A 20,328-nucleotide genomic window follows, 5' to 3' on the forward strand; every position below is an offset into this window, starting at 1 on the left:
TGAGGTGCTGGTATTTAATAAGTGCGTGAGTCCCAGCGGGCATTGCGCAGGGGGACGGTGCTGGAGAAGACCGTGTAATTGAGGCGCTTTTGATTGAGCCACGCCTCCAGGCTGGCGAGATCTGCATCGTAGGCGGAGGCATCGGTGAAGGGCGCAGCGGCCTGCGCCAGATAATCCACGGGCGTTTGATTGCACTCCCGCGCCCATTTGGCGGCGGAGGTTTCATCCAGTGCGACCATGGTGACGACCACGAGCGGCGGCAGGAGGTGCTGCGTGCCCTGTGTGGCATTGCCCGCGGCATCGACAGTGACTTTTTCCACGGCGGGAGTGTCATTGTTCACGTCGAGGGAATTGTAGGTGTAGCTGGGTGCGATCCAATACGGGGTCTTCTTGGTGGCGAGGGCGGTCTCTGCAGAGACGCGAGGAGAAAGGACAAGCAGGATGATGTTTTCCGCCACGATGCGCGTGGATTGTTCGAGGTCCTGGCGGAACCAGTCGGTGGGATGCGTGTAGATGGTGTTGCCTTGAAAGGGAGCGGCCTGCTCAGACGGCGGGCGGAATTCCACAAGGCGGTAGCGGTAGCGCACGGGAATGGTGTAGTCGGAGAGAAAGGGCGGGCGGTTGGTGTTGTCATCGCCAAACTGGATGGCGTAGCCGCGTGCGTTGAGCAGGCTGCCGAGACCGCTTTGATCATGCGTCAGCCCCAGAGGGGCCTGAAAAAAAGTAGCATGGCCCGGGGTGCTGGCAGGAGTGGCTTTCCCGCCGAGCAGCGTGGTGGCCGGGCCGATCTGAAACTGCAGCTCCGAGAAGCGGATGTAGGCGGTGGGTGGAGTGACGGCACCGGTGGCAGGTGCGGTATTGGAGCCGGTGGCTTTGTAATAGTAGTCCCAGTAGGGATTGAGCGTGGCCTGGGAAAGTGTCTTGGTGATGAGTTCAAACGCCTGGCGTGCTTCACGAAACTGCTGGGTCTTGTTGTGCACGCCGGTGACGGAGCGCCGCACGGAGTCCAGTGCCGTGACGCAGGCAATCATGAGCAGTGAAAGCAGGACCATGGAGGCCATGAGCTCCACGAGAGTGAATGCCTGCCTGCGGCGTGAATGGAAGAAGGAGGGTTTCATTTGCCAGTCCTCGCAACGACGTAGGAGTAGAGCTTGTAGGTGGCCGGCTGGGCTTCGCTGAAATTGAAATCAGCGACGGGTGTCTGCTTCAGCTTCACGGTGACACGGCGGAGGAAGGCATCGTTGGTGCCGGTGTTGCCGGGAAGGAGCACATCGGTGGCAGGAACGCCGACCTCGGCAACGAAGGCGATGTCGTCCTTGTTGCGGCCTGCAGGATCGACAGGGACGGCGTAGGCGTCAAAGTAGTAGCGCTGCTTCTGCTGCGCACCAGTGGCCTGCGACTGATCAAGTGAACCGAGAATGTGCTGGGAGATGCGCGAGGCGGCGGTGATTTCGCCTGCGGTGCGGACGTTGGTCACGCCATGAGGGATCAGGCCCATGATGGTGGTGATGCCAAAAGCGGCGATGGCGAGAGCGAGGGTGACTTCCACCAGGGAGAAACCCTGCGAATGTTTGAGGAGGCGGGAGGTGCGGATTTTCATGTTTTTGTTTTGGTTTTTTGGGTGAGTCAGTTGCCGAACTTGCGCTTTTCGAGGACGCGGAACTGGTAGTGATTGTCGAGACTCTCGGGAGAACCGGTGGTGCTGGTGGTGAAGTCCGGGAGATCCGCCTGCGCGGGATCAAGGAAGCGGTCCACCACGGCGGAGCCGCGATACTCGCTCTCAAAGGAGTCGCCATCGGTGATGGTGTTGACCGGTGTGGAGCGTGCCTTGCGGATGATCTGCGCGATGTAGTGGACGCGGTAGGTGTTTGAACGCGTGGTGATGCGCGGGTAGAGATTGGTGTAGGGGCGCTCGCGGGAGTTGTCTCCGGTGAGCCGGCGGGTGGCCCAGAAGCTTTCCATCTGGGTGTGGTCCGCGACGTCACGATCCGGCACGAGATGGACGTCGCAGATCTCGCTGGCGCTGAGGAAGATCTTGCCAGCCTTGAAACGCTGCTCGAACTGGGCGAGGGTCTTTTCCGCGTCGATGTTGTAGTGCCAGCGCTGGCCGCCTGCCGTGGTCCAGAAGGTGTTTTGATCCGAATTGCTGGGGAAGACCTTGTAGTTGGGCGCGTCGCTGGTGGGCACGGCGGTGATGCGCTCGCTGGCAAGGAGGGCGTGGAGGCCGCTGGCGCGGCGGATGTTGGTGAATGGGAGGATCTGGTAGTTCAGATTGATCTTGCCGGCGGTGGAGAAGGGCTCGCTGATGGCGTAGGGCTCCACGACGGGCATCCAGAAGTATTCGAGCAGCAGATGGTCGGGCGGATTGGTGCCGCCGAGTTTGGACGGGCCGCCGGGGTGACCCTGCTGCGGGCGGAAGTGCAGGGTGCGCCAGGGCTTGCCCGACTTCACACCGGTGGGCAGAGAGCCGAGCGCACCGGGAGAGGCGATGAGGCGATTCGGCGTGAAGAAGACGCTGTCTGCCGTGGTGTGCTGATTGGATTCACTGAGGTAGGGGACGCCGTTGACGACGTTGTTGAGGTTGCCTTCATCGGGTTTGTTGATGTAGGCGCCATCGCGCGCAGGGCCGGGGCCGTTGTCAAAGTCGCCGTAGAGCTGTGCTGCTGTGGTGGCGGCGTTGAAGTAGGGGAGATCCGGAATGCGAGTGTTTGGATAAGTGGCTCCGGCCTTGGTGGCGACGAGACGGCTGGGGACGTCGGACTTGGTGCCGTAGTCATAGCCGGGCAGCTGATTGGAAACGAAATTGGTGAAGCTGTGGGCGAGCCTGCGCGTGCCGTAATAGCGATGCGGCTGCCACTGGCTGGCGTCCACCACGTTCATGGCGGAGGTGAGACGGTAGTCGCCATGCTTGATGGTGACGGTCTGCACCACGTCGCTGCCTTCTTCGATCTCGGCCTGCGCCACGCTGGAGGAGACCTGTGGCTTGAACAGGCGCACTGCTGAATCCTCGGCATCGAAGCCGAAGAAGTAGGCGCCGCGGGCGGGCTGTGAGCCGGTGCGGGCTGCCACGTTGTCCCGGAACATGCGGCCGCGTTGAGGGGCGGTGCTGTTTTTCGTGAAGCTGCTGTAAAAGCCTGAGGAATCGTTTCGGATGGCGTTCTCCTGGGCCTTGGTGAGGCTGATGCCGAGGGCGCCCCGGCTGTAGAAGGTCCACCAGGCGGGGGCTTCCAGCTTGTCGTTAGCGGCTGGCATGGCGTTGTTGGACTGACGGACCAACGTGGGAGCGGGCATGGCAGGGGCAGCAGGGAAGCTGGGGGCGAGGGTCTGTACAAGGACAGCCTGAGTGTCTCCGCTTGCAGGGACGCGATAGAGGTGTCCGCTGTAGATTTCGATGCTGAGATCCGCCTGGGAGAAGTTCATGGGCTTGCTTCCGTCACGGCCCACATCGATGTCGATGAAGTTGCTGATGAGGTTGTAGTTGAGCACGCTGGCTTCATCGCCGGAGGTGGTGGAGGGTTTGACCTTCCAGTCGGCATTGCCCCAGTTTTTGTCAGCGGTCATCGGCGCGCGCGCGATGGCTTCGCGGCCACGCAGTACGCCTTTGAGACCGATGCCGTAACCACCGGTCATCTGGCTGCCGGTGTTGGTGGCACGGCGTCCGGTGTAGAGGACCTCGCTGTCATTGGGGAAGAGCTGCTGCCCGTTGACACGGAATTTCTTGAGGCCGGAGACGAGCACGGTGAACTCGGGTTCGAGCAGGGTGTAGCCAGCGGCGGGCACGAAGAACTCCAGCAGCAGGCGTGACTGGATGCGGCGGATGCCGGGCTGAAGAGGGGTGTTTTTGTTGAGCTGGAAGTTCCAGTTTACGGACTGGTAGCCGGGATGCGCGGGGTCCGGGCCGTAGGGGAAGCCGTTGGTTTTTGGCCAGGTTTTGGTGTCTGCCTTCTCGCCGCGGAAGGGATTTGGAGTGGGCACCGGGGGGAAGTTTGAATACCAGCGAGCCTGGGGAGTGGCACCATCGATGGTGGGCGCGGTGCGGCCACCGGGCCTGCCCATGTTGGGATAGACTTCAGGATAGGTGTTGGCGGGGTCGTCGGTGTTGTCCGCGGCGCAGATGAAATGCAGGCCGACTTCGGTGACGGTGGGAAAGCGGCCGATGCCCTGGTATGTATTGCCGCCGATGACCCACTGCGATGGCGTGACCTGGCCGTGACCGGGATAGCCCAGGGCCTCGACGAGCCCAGAGGCGCTGGCGTCCGGGCTGTCGGGGTCTGCGCGGAAAAAGCGTGGGTCGGTGAAAGTCTTGAACTGAAACGTGCGTGATGAACCGGAAGCGTAGCCAAGGAGGAAGTTCTGCGTGGCATCGACGCCGGGAGTGATGACCTTGGGGTCCTGCACAATGTTGCCGTCATGCAGGTTGGTGCTGCGGACGTAGTCGAAGATTTCGACGAGGATCTGCCGCAGGTCATCGCCGTACTTGGCTGAGAAGTTCTGGCTGGGCACGGCGGCGAAGCCGGGCATGGGGTTTTGCAGGAGAGTGTGGAGATAATTCAGCAGGGCCTGGTTTTCCGGTCGCTGGATGTCCTGCGTGGTGGAGTCTGCGTTGCCACGCTGGAAGATGTATTTGCGCAGGCCGCCGGTGCCGCTCTGGCGCAGGGTGGAGCAGAAGGCGATGAGCTGATCATACGAGGTGCCGTAATCGGCTCCACGGTAGCTGACGGGCCACAGGGCGATCTTGGGGAGGCCGTGCAGATTCAACTCTGGGGAGCGGCTTTGCGCGGTGAGGAAGAAGCCTTTCCGCTGCAGGACGTCCCGCGCCTGCACACCCAGGCCGAAGTTGTTTTCTGTGCGGTTTTCCTGCAGCAGATATTCATCCAGGCTGGCGTAGAGCCGCTCTTTGCGAAAGGAAGCGAGTTTGATCTGGGCGATGCTGCTGTCCTGGAAGGACTTGGTGCCGCTGACAGAGCCGCCGGTGCCGATCTTGGGCGTGAGGCGATAGATGACATCCTTGTCTGGAGGGGTGAGTGTTTTGCCGGGAAAGAGAATGGGGCTGAGCGCGGTGGTGGCGGGATGACCGGGGTAGCGCTGGAGCTCTCCATTCACAGGCTGGTAGCGGGCATAGGCCGCATCGTCTTCGTGGTAGAAGGTGGGGACGGCCCAGGGGGTGGGCTCGGAGGCGGTGTTGATGTTCACCTTGCTGCTCTCGTCATCGGTCCAGAAGGCGATGCGGCCGACGATGGGATTGTCCGCGGTCGGAGCGACGGAGGCGACGAATTTGTTCTGCAGGTCCAGCGTGCCCATCGTGCCATCACGCAGCAGATAGAGCCACTCCACCGGCATGGGCAGGCGCTGGCTGTCTCCGCCGGTGGTCTTCACTCCGGTGACGGTGCGGCCATTGACGAGCTTGTCTGAATACGAGAAGCCGCTGACGGTGTCAGGCTGCCCGGTCATGGCGCGCGGATCGATGATGGGGAAATGCAGCGTGGTGGTGCCGGTGGTTTCGATGCGGTGGATCGGACGATTTAGATCGACGTAACGTGCCTTGAGTTCCTGCCAGTTTGTGGGCGGAGTGTCGTTGAGCAGGGAGACTTCTGCATCGGTCCCTCCGTTCACGACCATCTGAGAGCTGGAGTAGAGCTTGTAAGCAGCGAGCAGATCTCCGGAGGCATCGTGCTGGCGGATGAGTCCGGGCTGGGAGGTCCAGACCTCACGGCCTAGGTTTTGTGCGTTCGGCGTGGTGCCTTTGCGCAACTGCGCGATGGCCACGTCAACCGCGAGATCGCCAAACTGACGCACCTGCTGGCCGCTGGCGTAACGATTGGCTCCTTTCAGCTCGGAACCGGACATGGAGTACACGGCGAGCATGAGGGTGAGCATGAGCACAAGCATGAGCACGACCATGACCAAGGCCATGCCACGGCGGCGGGAGCTGGAGCGGGAAGCAGAAAGTTTCATGAGAAGAAGCGGGGGCTGAAGCGCTGTGATGCCTGGAAAAAGGGCGTGCGCGGGGAGAGGCTGATCCTGAAGGAGGGAGCCAAGGAGGCAGAACAGACGGGTGCTGAGGAAAGACGAACTGGCATGGCAGTCCGTCACCGCATCACCTCAGCGACATCCACAAAGCCGGAGCATGGCCGGAGCATGGCCGGAGCATGGCCGGCGGTGGAGCGAGAATGGTGAAGTCTGAATGCAGGGGATTTTTCATTTGTTCCGTGGAGTGGACCGCGGCCTTTCCCAGGGAGGGGATTCGGACACGGGCGCATTTTGAAAAGTCCTTCCGTTTTCGGATCGGTTCTTTGATGTGCTGTTTTAAAGCATATCTATCTAGTGGGAGATTAAGCTTTTATATCACTCTTGTCCAGTAGGAATATAAAGCTTTTGTCTTCCGGCAGATTTCGGACGCAGCGGGTGGTGCGGACGGGTGAAAGTTGCTTTTTAGCGCCGTGAGCGGTGGCACATGCCGAAGGCAGCAACACTCCCGGGAGACGGAAGGGCGCTGTTGTTAAAGCCGCTGATCACGCCAGGGCATGAGTTCAGCGAATCTGCGCCTAGCACAAACAGTCCGGGCTATGCCACAGAGTCCAGCAGCACGGCCAGGAAGCCGTCTGATGGATCGGCATGCCGGGCACCGGCTTTTTTCTTGGCGGACTTTTTCGGGGCTGCAGCGCACTGTTCCTGTTTGCGCAGGGTGACTTCTACCACGTTTTCCAAGGTGTAACGGTCCAGAATGTTGGCGATCGCGTTGCGGACATCAATCATGAGCATGCGCAGCCCGCAGTGCGTCTCGTCCGGGCAGGTGCACTTCTCATACTCCGTCTCGCTGGCGCAGCCGATGGGTGCAAGCTTGCCATCAATGAGGCGGACGATTTCGCCCATTTTGATGGATTTCATCGGCTTGGCGAGACGCGTGCCACCGTATTTGCCGCGCGTGCTTTCCACGTAGCCGGCTGTACGCAGCTCAAACAAGATGGCTTCAAGAAACTTAAACGGCAGATGCTCCTGCTCCGCCAATGAGGAGACGGAAATCACTCCTTCTTTTTGTTTCTCGGCAATGCCCAGCCGTATCATGGTGCGCAAGGCATATTCTCCGCGTTTGGTCAGTCGCATGGTAATAATTATGAAAGGGCTACGCCCACCGGGCAAGTAGGATTACTTGATTTCACCTGTGGAGACTGGAGGTGCGATTTGCTACCTGGAATCTCTGGACGTGGCGATTGGCATGATGCCGAGATCGCGGGCGTCGGGGATGGAGATGAGCTGGATGTCTGGATCGGCGTCCTCGGAGTCGTCTTCGAGCTCGGTCTTGTACTTCTTGAGGTTGGCGTTGCCGATTTTGACGGCGCTGGTGAAGGTCTTGTAGGAGGCTTTGAACTCGGTGAGCTTGGCTTTCTCAGTGAGATTGGCGATTTCTTCGACGGACTTGATTTCGTCGTTGCCGAGCATGGTGGTTTCGAGGCCGATACGCTTGGCGTCTTCGCCATCGCCGAGGTCGAAGGCGAGGAAGCAGTGACCGGGGACCATGACGAGGTAGGAGGTGATGCCGATCTTGCTGAGGACGGAGGCCATGAGGACGGAGCCGTCCACGCAGTTGGCCTGAGTGGCCCGCACGGAGTCATCGAGAAAACGGACGGTCTGGCTGACGACGTATTTGCTGGGGAGGGTGTGGGAGACATCGCTGTATTTGATGCCGCGGCGCTGGAGGGCGTTCCAGATGGCGAAGACCTGCATCATGACGTCTTTGGGCTCGTCGGACTGGTAGCCGGAGAAGTCGGAGACGATGCCGCTTTTGAGGGCTTCCTTGAGGATCATGTCCACCTCGGGGTGGTTTTCATTCACGTAGGCGGCGAAGAGCCAGGAGAAGTCGTCGAAGTCCTCGCCTTCTTCGTCCATGAGGACGTAGAACATGCAGTCATTGATGGAGCGCATGACGTAGGTTTCGTGGTCGTCGGGGACGGCGACGCCATTGACGGTGGCCTGGAAGGTGACGTTGATGGGGCGCTGCTGGCGGACTTTCAGGAGGGCATCGTAGTCCCAGAGGGCCTTGGGGAAGATGCGGGCCTCGCCGGCTTTGGTGATGCGGGTGACTTTGCCTTTCCAGGTGGAAGGCTTGAGGAAGCCGTCGATGGAGATGGTGACTTCGACCTGGGCGTTTTTGGGGAGGCCGGTGAGATCCACGGCGAGCCAGCCGTTTTCGTCGCCATAAATGGGGATTTCTTTTTTGCTGGGCTTGGGGTCGTCAGCGGTTTTTTTGTCTTCAGCGATCTGGTCGTCTCCATTCCAATCCACGGTGGCGGTGGAGATGATGGCGCTGGGGTAAAGATCGGTCTCGGTGTAGGACCAGGGGTCCAAGGTGACCTCTGCCTGCAGGGAGGAAGTGAGGGCGGTGAAGAGGAGCAGGGAAGGGAGGGAAAGTCTCATGGTGAGGCGTTGAATATCAAAGGGGAAGCTGCCGTGCGAGCAAGGGCGGCAAAAAGGCGGCACAGTATCATGCAGCGATATGGGTGCGCTGCAAAAACGACATGGGAATAAAGATTTGCCCGGCTGTCCGGCTGACTTTGCGAGGAGGGCTTCTGGCTGCTTGCACTCGCATGGAGCACTGGCACGGTGGGGCATGCCAAAGCGGATCGCTATTTTTGGAGGCAGCTTCAATCCCCCGGGGAACCACCATGCCGCCATCGCCGTGCGGCTGGCACAGGATTTTGACGAGGTGCGGGTGATCCCCTGCGGCCCCCGGCCGGACAAGCCGGAGACGGACAGCGTGCCTTCGGTGTACCGGGCGGCGCTGGCGGACATTGTTTTTGGCGGGCTGCCGAAGGTGACGGTGGATCTGTCGGACTTTGAGCAGGAGACCTTCACGCGGAATCATGAGCTGCAGCGGCGGTTTGAGGCGGAAGGGGAGCTGTGGCATGTGGTGGGGGCGGATCTGGTGACGGGAGGCGCGAAAGGGGAGTCGCTGATCCAGCGGACATGGGCGCAGGGGCTGGAGCTGTGGGAGCGGGCGAATTTTGCGGTGCTGAAGCGGCCGGGCTACACGATGAGCGATGACGACCTGCCGCCGCATGCGCAGGTGATCGAGCACTTGGTGGAGGGCTCCAGCACGGAGATCCGCGAGCATTTGAGCCATGGGAAATGCGTGCGCGATCTGGTGCCGCCACGGGCGGAGGCCTACCTGGCGCGCTACGGCCTGTACCGGGCGCCGGTGCCGGGGAACTGGGCGCGGGGCACGCTGGAGGACGCGAAGTTTTTCCTGCAGGCGGATGTGGACAACCCGAGGGTGCTTGCGCTGAGCCAGCTGCTGGATGGCAGGCATGTGGCGGCGGGGGAGGCGGATTTCATCAACGTGATCGGCGGGGACGGGGCGATGCTGCGGAGCATCCGTGAGCACTGGCGGAAGAGACTGCCGTTTTTCGGCGTCAATGCGGGGCACCTGGGGTTTTTGCTGAACGGTCCGGATCAAGTAACGGCGAATTCGTTTCCACCGAGTGATGTGATTTTCCGGCAGATGCCCATGCTCTTCCTTGAATTTGAGGACGAAGAGGGGCGCAGGCATCCGGCGCATGGGTTCAATGACTCGTGGCTGGAGCGCGCAACGAGCCAGTCGGCATGGCTGGAAATCACTGTGAATAACGTGCGACGAATTCCCAAGCTGGTGTGCGACGGGGCTCTGGTGGCGACGGCTGCCGGATCGACGGCGTATGCGCGGAGCATGGGGGCGGCACCGCTGCTGGCGGATACGCCGGCATGGTTACTTGTGGGCTCGAATGTGCTGCAGCCGGCGCACTGGCGCAGTGCGCTGCTTTCTCCAGACACGACGGTGGAGATCCGGAACATCGACCCGAAGCACCGGCCAGTGCAGGCGTATGTGGACGGGCTGAGCATGGGGCGCGTGGTGGCGCTGCATGCGCGGATGTCGCGCGCGGCGGCGGCTGAGCTGGTGTTTTGCGCCAGCCATGACATGGCGGAAAAAATCGCAGCGATCCAATTCGGCGCATGATCTCAGCGTTACAAAAAGACGATGCGCTGCTGGCCGACATGGCGGCGGCTTCGCTGGACGAGGACACGCTGCATGTGTGGTGGCTGGGGCAGAGCGGGTTTTTGGTGCAGTGGGCCGGGGAGCGGCTGCTGTTTGACCCTTACCTTTCTGATTCACTGACGGAAAAGTATGCTGCCACGGACAAGCCGCATGTGAGGATGACGGAGCGCTGCATCGACCCGGGACGCCTGACGGGGATCAGCCGTGTGACGGCCAGCCATGTGCATACGGATCATCTGGACGGCGCGACGCTGGTGCCGCTGGCCGAGGCGAATCCGGGTTTTCGGCTGTATGTGCCGTATCCGGTCATTCCCGAGGCGAAGAAGCGGCTGGGAGATGCTGCGGTGACGTACTGCGGCACGGGGGACCGGGACAAGTATTTCGAGGGAAAATGGGAAATTCGCGGGGTCATTGCGAAGCACAATGAGGTGATCCGTGATGAGGACGAGCACTGCCACTGCACGGGTTTTTTGGTGAGGTGCGGGCCGTTTACGATCTACCACAGCGGTGACACGCTCTGGCACGATGACATTGTGAGCATGGCGCGTCAGTTTTCCTGCGATCTGATGCTGCTGCCGATCAATGGGAACCGGCCGGAGCGGCGGGTGGCGGGAAACCTGAATGGCACGGAGGCGGCGGCGCTGGCCAAGGTGGGGGAGGCAAGGCTGGTGGTGCCGTGCCACTACGACATGTTTGAGTTTAACACGGAAACCACGGACGAATTTGTGAGCGCCTGCGAAAGGCTGGAGCAGCCGTACCGCGTGATGCGCTGCGGGGAGCGGCTGGAGATGAAGAAGGCGGAATAGGCCCTCATTTGGCGATGGCCTGGCCGCTGGCGGTCCAGGCATTGAAGCCGCCTTTGAGGAGGAGGATGTTTTTGAAGCCGAGCTGGTGCATCTGGACGGCAATGAACTGGGCGCGGCCGCCGATGGCGCAGTGGACGATGCAGGGCTTGGTTTTGTCCAGCTTGGCGATGGCATCGAGGGCCTGCTGGCCGTGGAAGTAGTCGTAGTTGAGTGAATTGAGGATGTAGCCGCGGGTGTGGCGCTCGTCCTCGGTGCGGACGTCGATGATCAGCGTGTCCGGGTGATCGACGAGCTGACGGACGACTTGCTCCGGGGCGATCTCATGGATTTCCGGGGGGACGACCACGGCGGGTGGCAGCACGGGGCTGACAGGGGGCTCGGCTGCGAGGGCAGAGGTGCAGAGCCCGAAGAGCAGGAGTGCTGGCATGAGAAGAGGATTCATGAAGGATGGAAATTGGCCTCTTTGGGGGGAGTTGGCGAGCGGAAGTCGCGGAGTTGGTCGTGGACTGCGGGTTGCAGATGAAGCTTTAGCTTATTGCTAGTATGGAAAATTCCATTCATGATAATCTGCTTTGTTCAAAATTTAACGAATCATTAATAATAACCATATAATTGCAGCCGGAAGGAGAAGGCCTGAATTATGAGAAGAATTAAATCGCCAATTAAATCCAGATTGGATGAAATTGGAGCACACAACGGGGGATTTGGGTGCTTTTCGAAGGGAAAAAGCTTTAAACTTTGGCCGCATTCGAAAAAAGACAGGCGCGAATTATCGGGCCTTAAGCCTAGCCTTTAGCTGGGGAAAACGACTGCAAAGACTGAAACAGAAGCGATTGGATGTGTCGTAATTGTAAAAAATATGAAAATAATTATTGAAGTTATCCACACGATAAACTACAATTTCCATAATTCGAGGCTGAACAACTCCACAAGCTGATCATCTCGAATGCAAGACCAACAGCCAAAACACACACAACACACTATGAAAAACATCAAGCTCAACACCTCCCGCAAAGCTGGCTTCAGCCTCGTGGAAATGCTCGTCGTCATCGCCATCATCGGCATCATCGCCGCTATCGCGATCCCGAACATCGGCAACCTGAACGACAGCGCGAAGAGTGCTGCCGCCAAGCGCAATGCTCAGACCGTCTCCTCCGTGCTTAACGCCGCCATCGCCGCTGGCGTTGACACCACGGGCTGGGCCACGGAAAACCTCCTGACCAAGGCACAGACCGGCGTCAGCCCTGCCACGGGTGCCTTCTCCGGCAAGACCTTCACCTCCGGTCCGATCAACGACACCGAAGAAGCCGCTGTTGCTGCCTACCTTACCTGGGACGACACCAACAAGCAGGTCAAGTATGATCCAGGCACTTACTAAGATTGGTGCTGACGCGCCCGGCACTGGGGTTTGAACTCAGTTTCGGACGATTCACGTCCGCCGGGGAGGTGACTCCCCGGCGTTTTTTTTGCAAAAGGGAACGAGGCGGCGCTGGTTATGAACATGACAATTTGCAAACAGAGAAGGGAAGGATTCAGCTTTGTTGAGGCCATCTTCACGATTGCCATCATCGGCATCATGTCATCGATCGTGGTGGCAGCGATTTCGAATGCCTCACGCGACGCTAATCGTGTCATGGCACGGCAGCAGCAGGCGTCGGTGCAGAGTGCGCTGACGGCCTGGGTGATGGCGCAGATGCGCGTGGGCAGCACGGCGCAGTATCGCGGTCTCGAAAGCGTGCGTGCCGAGTATAATTCCAAGCCCTCCAGTCAGGAACGTTTCAAGCTCCTGAAACCCGATTCGACATCGTCAGATCCGAGTGTGCGCGTCGGCTTTCTCGATCAGACGACGGCCGATCATTTTACGGATTACACGACCAATGGCAATCAGCTGCAAACCGCCGCTTTGTACAATGCGCAGCAGTACCTGACGCTGCCAGACTGGCAGCAAGGCGATTTTCCCCATGTGGACCTGGTCAATCAATAAACCGGTCTCCCGCTCAGCTTCACCATGCACACCTCCTCTTCCAAATCTCACTTGTTCAGCCGCGGTTTCTCGCTGGTGGAGATGATGGCCTGTGTGTCGATCATTGGCATCATCGCCTTCATGGCGATCCCGTCCGTCACCCGCATGCGGGGTGACAGTGAACGCAATCTGGCCATCGCGCGTGCGGAGTCGCTGAATCTGGCGCAGGCGAGCTACATCCAGGTGCGAGGCCGGACCCAGGCTGCGCTGGAATGGACAGCAGCTTCGACGCCCGACGCGAAATACCAGCTGCTGCGCAACTACCTGAGCTTCGCGGAGCCGACGCTCAGCCTCTACTTGCCATCCGGTTACTCGGTGGCTTTCCCCCCGACGATCACGTCCATGGTCAAGGTCACTCTCACCAGCCCGACCGGGACGATTAATTACTGACGCACCACGGCATGACCCTCCCCCTACATCGAGGAAAGCGCATCACCTTCCTGCCAGCCGGCAGTGAGCGTGGGTTTTCCATGTCGGAAATGGTCATGGTGATCTGCATTCTGTCAGTGCTGGCGGGCATTGCGGTGCAATCGTTCAGTCAATTTTTAGGCAGTTCCAAAGACGCACTGGCCGAGTCACGGCAGGAGACGCTGAACCAGGCGCTGTCACGTTTCGCGCAGCAGAACTACGAACTGCTGTTTGATGCCAGGAGCGGGTCCGTTTCGGATGAGATGGTCATTCTGCGCACGCTGCAATATCGTGATCCGAACAGCAACCGTGCGCAGCCGGGCTCCCCCTATGTGGATCCACGGTACAATCCGGTCACCTCCAGTGACTCCACTGTGCATCGTCTGCGCTGGACGGGGCGCATGTTTGAACTGCTCAAACCCGGGCAGAGCGGCACCGGCATTCTGATGAATTTCGAAGGTACGGACTTCACCACGGCATTTGTTTTTCCGCCGAACTTCCAAACGGCGGGACGCTGATCCTGCCAAGCAAAACTCATGGCTGCCACCCTCCAGATCCCGACGAACCCGCTCGCACCAAAATCCTTTGGTGCTGCGAGTAATCCGCCAAACACGATAGTTGAGGCGAGGCAGACGGCGATCCTTGCCATTCAATCGATTGAGGGGCTGGCGCTGCAGCATGGGATGCTGCCGGTGACGCTGCTGCGTGAGAGCTGCTCGCCGGATGCGGAGCGGCTGATCCGGAAGCTTGGCCGGGTGCCGTATGTGGCGGATCCCTGGCTGCCGGTGAGCACCATCGGACCGCTGCTGGTGATGGCGCACCACAACCCACGGGCGGGAGATTTGTGGGGAGTGCCGCACTTCCTCACGATCCGGGTGCTGATCACCCAGGACCAGTATCAAAACACGCGGAAAGATCTGGTGCAGCGCTTTGGCCAGATGCCGATCTCCCAGTCCAACGCGATGGAGCAACTGCAGCCGCCGGTGTTTGCCGACCTGGGGCTGGAGGGCACCTTCCAATGGCTGCTGGAACGTTATCCTTATGAGCCGGCTGAAATCACGAAGCTGAAGGGTTTCTACGAGGCGCAGAAAGGCAAGACTGAGACACTGGGAGTCACGCATTTCAATGTGGTGCAGCGCAACATGGGCATCGCCCTGCAGCACCTCGTGAGCGGCTGCCGAACGCTGGTGTACAGCGCCACGGAAGCGCAGCGGCAGACTTTCTTCCCGATCCCGCTGCTGGAGCGGCACAATGTCTACCCGCTCTACATCGGCAAACAGGTCGTCTTTTTGCTGAGTGAGAGCGCCGACTGCTACGCCTTTGAGGACGAGTGGCTGTCGATGGGCAATCCGTCGGTGAAGATCGTGCCGGTGCTGGCGGATCTGGCGAGCATCCGTGAGGCGATCAACCGAGCGGGCGCGACCTTTGACCCGAGTGCGGTGGCTTCGATGGAGGGGACGACGCTCTCGGTGGCGGATGATGCCAGCGTGGTGGAAATTTCCCCGGAAGACATGGCGCGGATCAATCCGCAGAATCCGAACCACGAGCCTGAGCAGCTGGTGCAGTGGGCGCTGTTTACTGCGATCCGCTGCCGCGCCTCCGACTTGCACCTGGAGAAATTTTACAGCTTCACGCGCTTCCGTGCGCGCATGGACGGCACGATGAAGACGATCATGACCGCGCCGGAGAGCCAGCTCAACCGCTATGTGGCGCTGCTGAAAAACTACGCGGGCATGAGCCAGAACCGGCAGGAGTGCCAGGACGGGCGCATGGCGCTTTCGATCGGCCGGCGGCGGGTGGATGTTCGTGTGGCTGCGGTGCCGACGCGGCGTGAGTTCCAGAAGGTGATCATGCGTTTCCTGGACAAGCAGGACGGGGTGAAGCGCCTTTCGGATTTCAATCTCTCGCAGCGCCAGATCGACATCCTCACGCGCACCATGCAGCGCGACCAGGGGCTGGTGCTGGTGACGGGCCCGACCGGCTCTGGTAAAACGACCACGCTGTATGCGCTGCTCAACAGCGTGAACGATGAGAGCGTGAACATTCAGACGATTGAAGACCCGATCGAATACGAAATTGAAGGGATCAATCAGACGCAGACGAACAATGCGCGCGGACTCGACTTTGCAAACGGGCTGCGCTCCCTGTTGCGTGCCGACCCTGACATCATCCTGATCGGTGAGTCACGCGATGCGGAAACGGCGGGAGCGGCGGTGAATGCCTCGCTCACGGGGCATCTGGTGCTGACCACGCTGCATGCGAATGACTCCCTGCGCGCGGTGTCACGACTGCTGTCGATGGGGGTGGAGAAATATCTGCTGGCGGATTCGCTGGCACTGAGCCAGGCGCAGCGTCTGGCGCGCCGCCTGTGCACCTACTGCAAGCAGCCGATGCAGGCCCCGCCGGACGTGCAGGACCTGATGGCGAAGCAGGCGGTCATCACCCAGCCGATCACCACACCGATCTACACCGCCCGCGGGTGTGACGAGTGCCATGGCACAGGCTATGCCGGACGCGTGGCGCTGATGGAGCTGTGCGAGGTGAACAATGAACTGCGCGACCTCGTGGAAGAGGGCGCCCCGCTGAGCGCGATGCGCGCCGCCGCCTTTAAAAATGGTTTCCGCTCGCTCTATCAAGAAGGCCTGCAGCAGGTCATCGGCGGGCACACCTCACTCGACGAAATCAAATGCCTCAGCTACACCGCGATGTAAGCCGGCGAAATTATTCAACCAGCCAACTCTTGAACGCCATGCCCCCGACCACCCAGCTTCTGCCTCGTGAATTTGCCTCGCGTGCCATTGCACGCGTGTTGATCATCGATGACGAACCCCATGTGCTGGCGGTGGGAAAGGCCGTGCTGGAGGCCCACGGGTTTGAGGCCGTCACCTCCCGCAGTGGTGAGGAGGCGCTGGAGCTCGTGCGCGTGGGCATGGAATCGGGGCAGAGATTCACCGCCGCGATTCTGGATCTCACGATGCCTGGCGGCGCCTCCGGATTTGAGGTGCTGGATTGGCTGCGTGCGTGTGATCCGCGGCTGCCCGTCATCGCGTGCAGCGGGTACTTCCAGGAGGATGTGAAGGATCTTTGCCAGGCGATTGGTTTTGTGGATGTGCTGCACAAGCCCTTCAATCTTGAAAGCCTGTGCCTGGCGGTGCGTCGTGCCATGGTGCAGGATTCGGAAGCGGCGGAGTCAGGTTTCTCGAGCTTCAAATCAGGTTCTGCTTCATGAGGTTTCACTTTCAGATCGCCAACCGCTTTACACTGCTCGGCATGTTTGCCGTGCTGGTGGGTGCGGGGGCGACTGCCACGGGCTTCATCTGGCAGGAGTTTATCACTCTGCGTTTCGTGCAGAGCTCCTACCTGGGCGCGGTGGCATTGGCGGGCCAGATGGAGCTGAACCGGCAGGCGCTCACGGAGAGCGAGATAGCCGGAGTGGCCCCGCTGAACTGGGAGAATGAAACCCGCCTGCGGATGCGCCTGCAGACGGTGGAGATCCCGCCCGCCCTGCAAAATCTGGGTCTGCAGGTGGAGGTGGTGGCACCGCGCCAGTCTGAGGGCGGCGGTGCTCCGCCGGTGGCGAAGTCTCCGCCCATCGTCATCCTGCCGGGCTGCCAGAATTGTTTCATCGAGGAGCCCTCTCCGGCCCACGTGAGCAATCTCATCTACCGCGTGATGGCAGGCAGTACCCTGGTGATGGATGACACCAGTGACAGTCGTGATCTGGAGATCAATGGTGGGGACCACTGGCTCATCAGCGCCGCGCCTTTGTACTCGCGCAGCGGGCATGTGGCGGGCGCATTCATCGCACGCCAGCCGCTGGTGCAGCTGCGGCATCTTTTCAATTCCCAGCGCCTCACGGTGCCCATCCTCGGCGCCTGCGCGGGGCTGGCCCTGGCAGTGTTCAGCTTTTACATCATCGGCCGGCGCATCACGAAGAAGACGCATGCGCTCATCGACGCCTTCCGTGCGATGCGTGCGGGGAATCTCAATGTCCGCGTTCCCGCCAATGGCAATGATGACCTGGACCTCGTGCAGGAGGAGTTCAACACGATGATCTCCCATGTGCAGGAAGATGACCAGCGCAAGCACACGCTGCTCGTCGAATATGAAGCGGCCAAGCGGCAGGCGGAAACCGCCACCGCAGCGAAGGGCAGCTTCCTGGCGAACATGAGTCATGAGATTCGCACGCCGATGAATGGGATCATCGGCACCACCAGCCTGCTCATTGAGATGGGGCTGGATCCCGAGCAGGAGGAGCTGATCCGCATGATCCGCTCCAGCGGTGAATCACTCCTTCACGTCATCAATGACATCCTCGACTTCTCCAAGCTGGAGTCCGCGAAGATGGACATGGAAAAGCTGCCGGTGGACATCGAGAAGCTGCTTGGCGAAACGACGGACGTCTTCTCCCACAAAGCGGCGGAGAAGAACATCGAGCTCAATGTCCACATCGACGCGGCGCTGCCGCGCAAGGTGCTGGGCGACTTCCAGCGCATCAAACAAATCCTCGTCAACCTCGTGGGCAACGCCATCAAGTTCACCGAGAAGGGGGAGATCCTGATCCTGGTGCGCCAGGTCTCACGCCAGACACCGCAGGGTGACAAGACGCTGCTGCACTTCTCCGTGCGCGACACCGGCATCGGCATTCCACCAGAAAAAATCGGCCAGCTCTTCCAGGCTTTCAACCAGGCAGACACCTCCACCACGCGCAAATACGGCGGCACGGGGTTGGGCCTCGCCATTTCCAAGAAGCTTATCAAGATGATGCAGGGGGAGATCAGCGTGGTGAGCGAAGAGGGGAAGGGGTCTGACTTCTTCTTCGAACTGCCGCTCATCGTCGCCCCTGATGATGAATCGCGTGAGGAAGAACTGGCCTGGATCGATGGTGTCAAGGCGCGGCCCGTAGCCGTGTACAGCGCGCATCCCACCACGATGCAGGTGCTGAACCAGTCGCTCATGCAATGGGGCATGACCGTGAGGCTGCTGCGTGACCGTTCGCTGGTGGAGCTTGATGCGGTGATCGAAGAAGCGGGCCTTTTCATCCTCGACGTCACGGGCCTCCAGCATGAGGAGGCCGTGCAGATGCTGAATGCGGCCGCCATGCGTGGCACCGCCATCATCACGATCATGTCCATCACCAGCGCGAAGCTGGATCGTGAACGCTTCAGTCCGCCTGCGGGCAGCCGGCACTCGCGGCTTTCCAAGCCGATCAAACGTCGTGAGCTCCTGCGCACCATGGCAGAGCTGTACCGCATGCCACGCCGGGTGGTGCTCTCTCCGATTGTCACTGCGGCCGCACCCGTGGAGAGACCCCTTACGGTGCCGGCTCCTGTGGCAGCGCCCTCCTTGCGCCCGATCACCACGCCTGTGCAACAGTCGCAGCAGCCTTATTACTTCCAGCAGCCGATGGGACAGCAGCCGATGGGACAGCAGCCGATGGGACAGCAGCCGATGGGACAGCCGCAGATGGTTTCCACGTTTGAGACCCCCTCGGTACTGGAGACGCCCGCGCCTCCGGCTTTTTCAAATCAAGGTTCTGCACGCGCTGCTGCTGGCGGCCATGACATTCATGTCTCTCAAGCCACGAACCGTGCCATTGCCAAGGCTGCCAAGGCGGAGACGGACAACTTCGCCAGCCAGAACCCGGCGCAGATTCTGCTGGTTGAGGATCAGCCTTTGAATCAGAAGATCGCCTCGATGCTGCTGCAGCGCCTGGGCTATGTGAGGATGGACATCGCCAACAACGGTGAGGAGGCCGTCAGCATGGTGGCTCAAGGTGGGTACGACATCGTCTTCATGGACCTGCAGATGCCTGTCATGGGCGGAGTGGAGGCCACGCGGCGTATTCGCGGCAACTTCCAGCTCAAACATCAGCCCGCCATCATCGCCATGACGGGGCATGCTCTCACTGGAGTCAAAGAGGAGTGCCGCGAGTGCGGCATGAATGCCTTCCTGACCAAGCCTGTGTCACTCGACGATTTCCGCCGCGTGATCCCGCCTGCGCTTTCGGTCGAAGCTTCGCAGATTCCCATGAGCTTTTAGAGCTCGAAGATGAAAAGAGTGCTGATTTGCACCGGGCTTGTGGGTTGGGCTGGATTAAATCAGGGGGCTATAAGCAATGCTTGAACCCCTTTGCAGCCTATCTCAGAGTGGTGTGGAATGAATGTGATGCGTTGTTGGATGATCCTGCTGGGAAGCTGCCTGATGGTGGGCTGCGCCCATGAAACCCATGCGAAGGTGGATGATTTCTGGCGTTGGATTGACCCAATTGGGCATACGCGTTCGCATCGGGAACGTTACTATCCGCATGAGAGAACGACGGGATTGCGGCTGCCGGGGGCTGATTGAACGGGCTGCGTGCTGGAAACCGACTGCTGATTTTACGGACACACCATGTGGGAACGGATGAAGAGAATCGCAGTGGCCGTACACCTCACCGGGCTGATGCTGGGTCTGGTGGCGTGCGGGCATGCGCGGCGGCAGGCCGCTGGTGAGGCGCCGCAGGTGGTGGTGCCAGTGGCACAGCGGCTGGTGGTGAGTGTGGCGGAGCAGATGATGGTGACGATGGAGGGGGAAACTCCCCGGCGGCTGTTTCGGGTGAGCACTTCCCGGTTTGGCACGGGAGACAAACGGGGGACGTACCTGACTCCGCTGGGAAGGATGGAGGTGGTGGACATCGTGGGGCAGGGGCTGCCGGTGGGGGCGAGGCTGAAGGCCCGGGAGGAGACTGGTGAGATCGTGCCGGTGGATGCGCCGGGGCGTGATGCCATCGTGACCCGCGTGCTGCGCCTGCGTGGCATGGAGTGGCGCAACCGGCATGCCTTTGAGCGGGCGATCTACATTCACGGCACGCCGGAGGAGGCCAAGCTGAAGACGCCGGCCTCGTATGGCTGCATCCGCATGGCTTCTGCAGACATCATCGCGCTGTGCCACTGGGTGAAGGTGGGAGCGCGGGTGGATGTGGTGGAGGGGAAGCTGCCGGCGCCGAATCAGCTGCCGCCGTGAAGGCTGGATGCTGGATGCTGGATGCTGGATGCTGGATGCTGGATGCTGGATGCTGG

At 60.5% G+C, this 20,328-nt stretch carries 16 protein-coding genes; 10 read left to right on the plus strand and 6 right to left on the minus strand.

What is annotated here, in order from left to right; translation table 11 throughout:
• Positions 1–14: 14 nt before the first annotated feature.
• From vccC to AC3RLQ_RS02150, 5 genes are all read right to left on the minus strand, one after another.
• Positions 15–1,118: a Verru_Chthon cassette protein C gene (vccC, locus tag AC3RLQ_RS02130; RefSeq protein WP_493033886.1), complete on the minus strand. Its 1,104-nt coding sequence runs from the start codon at positions 1,116–1,118 to the stop codon at positions 15–17.
• Positions 1,115–1,600 carry a Verru_Chthon cassette protein B gene (vccB, locus tag AC3RLQ_RS02135; protein WP_493033888.1) on the minus strand — a complete coding sequence of 162 codons (486 nt, stop codon included), beginning with the start codon at positions 1,598–1,600 and terminating at the stop codon, positions 1,115–1,117. The genes vccC and vccB overlap by 4 nt, the downstream gene beginning before the upstream one ends.
• A gap of 26 nt (positions 1,601–1,626) precedes the next feature.
• Positions 1,627–5,955 carry a Verru_Chthon cassette protein A gene (gene vccA, locus AC3RLQ_RS02140; protein WP_493033890.1) on the minus strand — a complete coding sequence of 1,443 codons (4,329 nt, stop codon included), beginning with the start codon at positions 5,953–5,955 and terminating at the stop codon, positions 1,627–1,629.
• A 609-nt stretch (positions 5,956–6,564) separates the two neighbouring features.
• The gene (locus AC3RLQ_RS02145) at positions 6,565–7,104 is read right to left on the minus strand and encodes an RrF2 family transcriptional regulator (protein WP_493033892.1); all 540 of its coding nucleotides are present in this window, start codon (positions 7,102–7,104) and stop codon (positions 6,565–6,567) included.
• Positions 7,105–7,185: 81 nt separating this feature from the next.
• The gene (locus AC3RLQ_RS02150) at positions 7,186–8,415 is read right to left on the minus strand and encodes a hypothetical protein (protein ID WP_493033894.1); all 1,230 of its coding nucleotides are present in this window, start codon (positions 8,413–8,415) and stop codon (positions 7,186–7,188) included.
• A 193-nt stretch (positions 8,416–8,608) separates the two neighbouring features.
• On the opposite strand from AC3RLQ_RS02150, the gene AC3RLQ_RS02155 reads away from it, so the two are divergent.
• Together AC3RLQ_RS02155 and AC3RLQ_RS02160 are read left to right on the plus strand one after the other, a co-directional pair.
• Positions 8,609–9,991: an NAD(+)/NADH kinase gene (locus AC3RLQ_RS02155; RefSeq protein ID WP_493033896.1), complete on the plus strand. Its 1,383-nt coding sequence runs from the start codon at positions 8,609–8,611 to the stop codon at positions 9,989–9,991.
• On the plus strand, positions 9,988–10,836 hold the full coding sequence (locus tag AC3RLQ_RS02160; protein WP_493033898.1) for an MBL fold metallo-hydrolase: 849 nt from the start codon (positions 9,988–9,990) through the stop codon (positions 10,834–10,836). The genes AC3RLQ_RS02155 and AC3RLQ_RS02160 overlap by 4 nt, the downstream gene beginning before the upstream one ends.
• Before the next feature lie 4 nt (positions 10,837–10,840).
• Here the strand turns inward: AC3RLQ_RS02160 and AC3RLQ_RS02165 are convergent, their stop codons facing one another.
• A complete protein-coding gene (locus AC3RLQ_RS02165) occupies positions 10,841–11,278 on the minus strand; it encodes a rhodanese-like domain-containing protein (protein ID WP_493033900.1) in 438 nt (145 codons plus the stop codon).
• A 540-nt stretch (positions 11,279–11,818) separates the two neighbouring features.
• Between AC3RLQ_RS02165 and AC3RLQ_RS02170 the strand changes: the two genes are divergently transcribed.
• From AC3RLQ_RS02170 to AC3RLQ_RS02205, 8 genes are all read left to right on the plus strand, one after another.
• Complete coding sequence (locus AC3RLQ_RS02170) at positions 11,819–12,214, plus strand: prepilin-type N-terminal cleavage/methylation domain-containing protein (RefSeq protein ID WP_493033902.1); 396 nt, start codon at positions 11,819–11,821, stop codon at positions 12,212–12,214.
• A 123-nt stretch (positions 12,215–12,337) separates the two neighbouring features.
• The gene (locus AC3RLQ_RS02175) at positions 12,338–12,820 is read left to right on the plus strand and encodes a type II secretion system protein (protein ID WP_493033904.1); all 483 of its coding nucleotides are present in this window, start codon (positions 12,338–12,340) and stop codon (positions 12,818–12,820) included.
• 24 nt (positions 12,821–12,844) lie between these two features.
• The gene (locus AC3RLQ_RS02180) at positions 12,845–13,249 is read left to right on the plus strand and encodes a type II secretion system protein (RefSeq protein WP_493033906.1); all 405 of its coding nucleotides are present in this window, start codon (positions 12,845–12,847) and stop codon (positions 13,247–13,249) included.
• A gap of 11 nt (positions 13,250–13,260) precedes the next feature.
• A complete protein-coding gene (locus AC3RLQ_RS02185; RefSeq protein ID WP_493033908.1) occupies positions 13,261–13,785 on the plus strand; it encodes a type IV pilin protein in 525 nt (174 codons plus the stop codon).
• Between the two features lie 18 nt (positions 13,786–13,803).
• Positions 13,804–15,978 (plus strand): GspE/PulE family protein, encoded by a 2,175-nt coding sequence (locus tag AC3RLQ_RS02190; RefSeq protein ID WP_493033910.1) that lies wholly within the window; start codon positions 13,804–13,806, stop codon positions 15,976–15,978.
• A 38-nt stretch (positions 15,979–16,016) separates the two neighbouring features.
• On the plus strand, positions 16,017–16,496 hold the full coding sequence (locus AC3RLQ_RS02195) for a response regulator (RefSeq protein WP_493033912.1): 480 nt from the start codon (positions 16,017–16,019) through the stop codon (positions 16,494–16,496).
• Positions 16,493–19,309 (plus strand): ATP-binding protein, encoded by a 2,817-nt coding sequence (locus AC3RLQ_RS02200; protein WP_493033914.1) that lies wholly within the window; start codon positions 16,493–16,495, stop codon positions 19,307–19,309. Before AC3RLQ_RS02195 ends, AC3RLQ_RS02200 begins: the two co-directional genes overlap by 4 nt.
• 363 nt (positions 19,310–19,672) lie before the next feature.
• Positions 19,673–20,272, plus strand: a complete 600-nt coding sequence (locus AC3RLQ_RS02205) for a L,D-transpeptidase family protein (protein WP_493033916.1) — start codon at positions 19,673–19,675, stop codon at positions 20,270–20,272.
• Positions 20,273–20,328: the final 56 nt, after the last annotated feature.

It is taken from the genome of Prosthecobacter sp. GW821-HT29F12, from assembly GCF_058803405.1.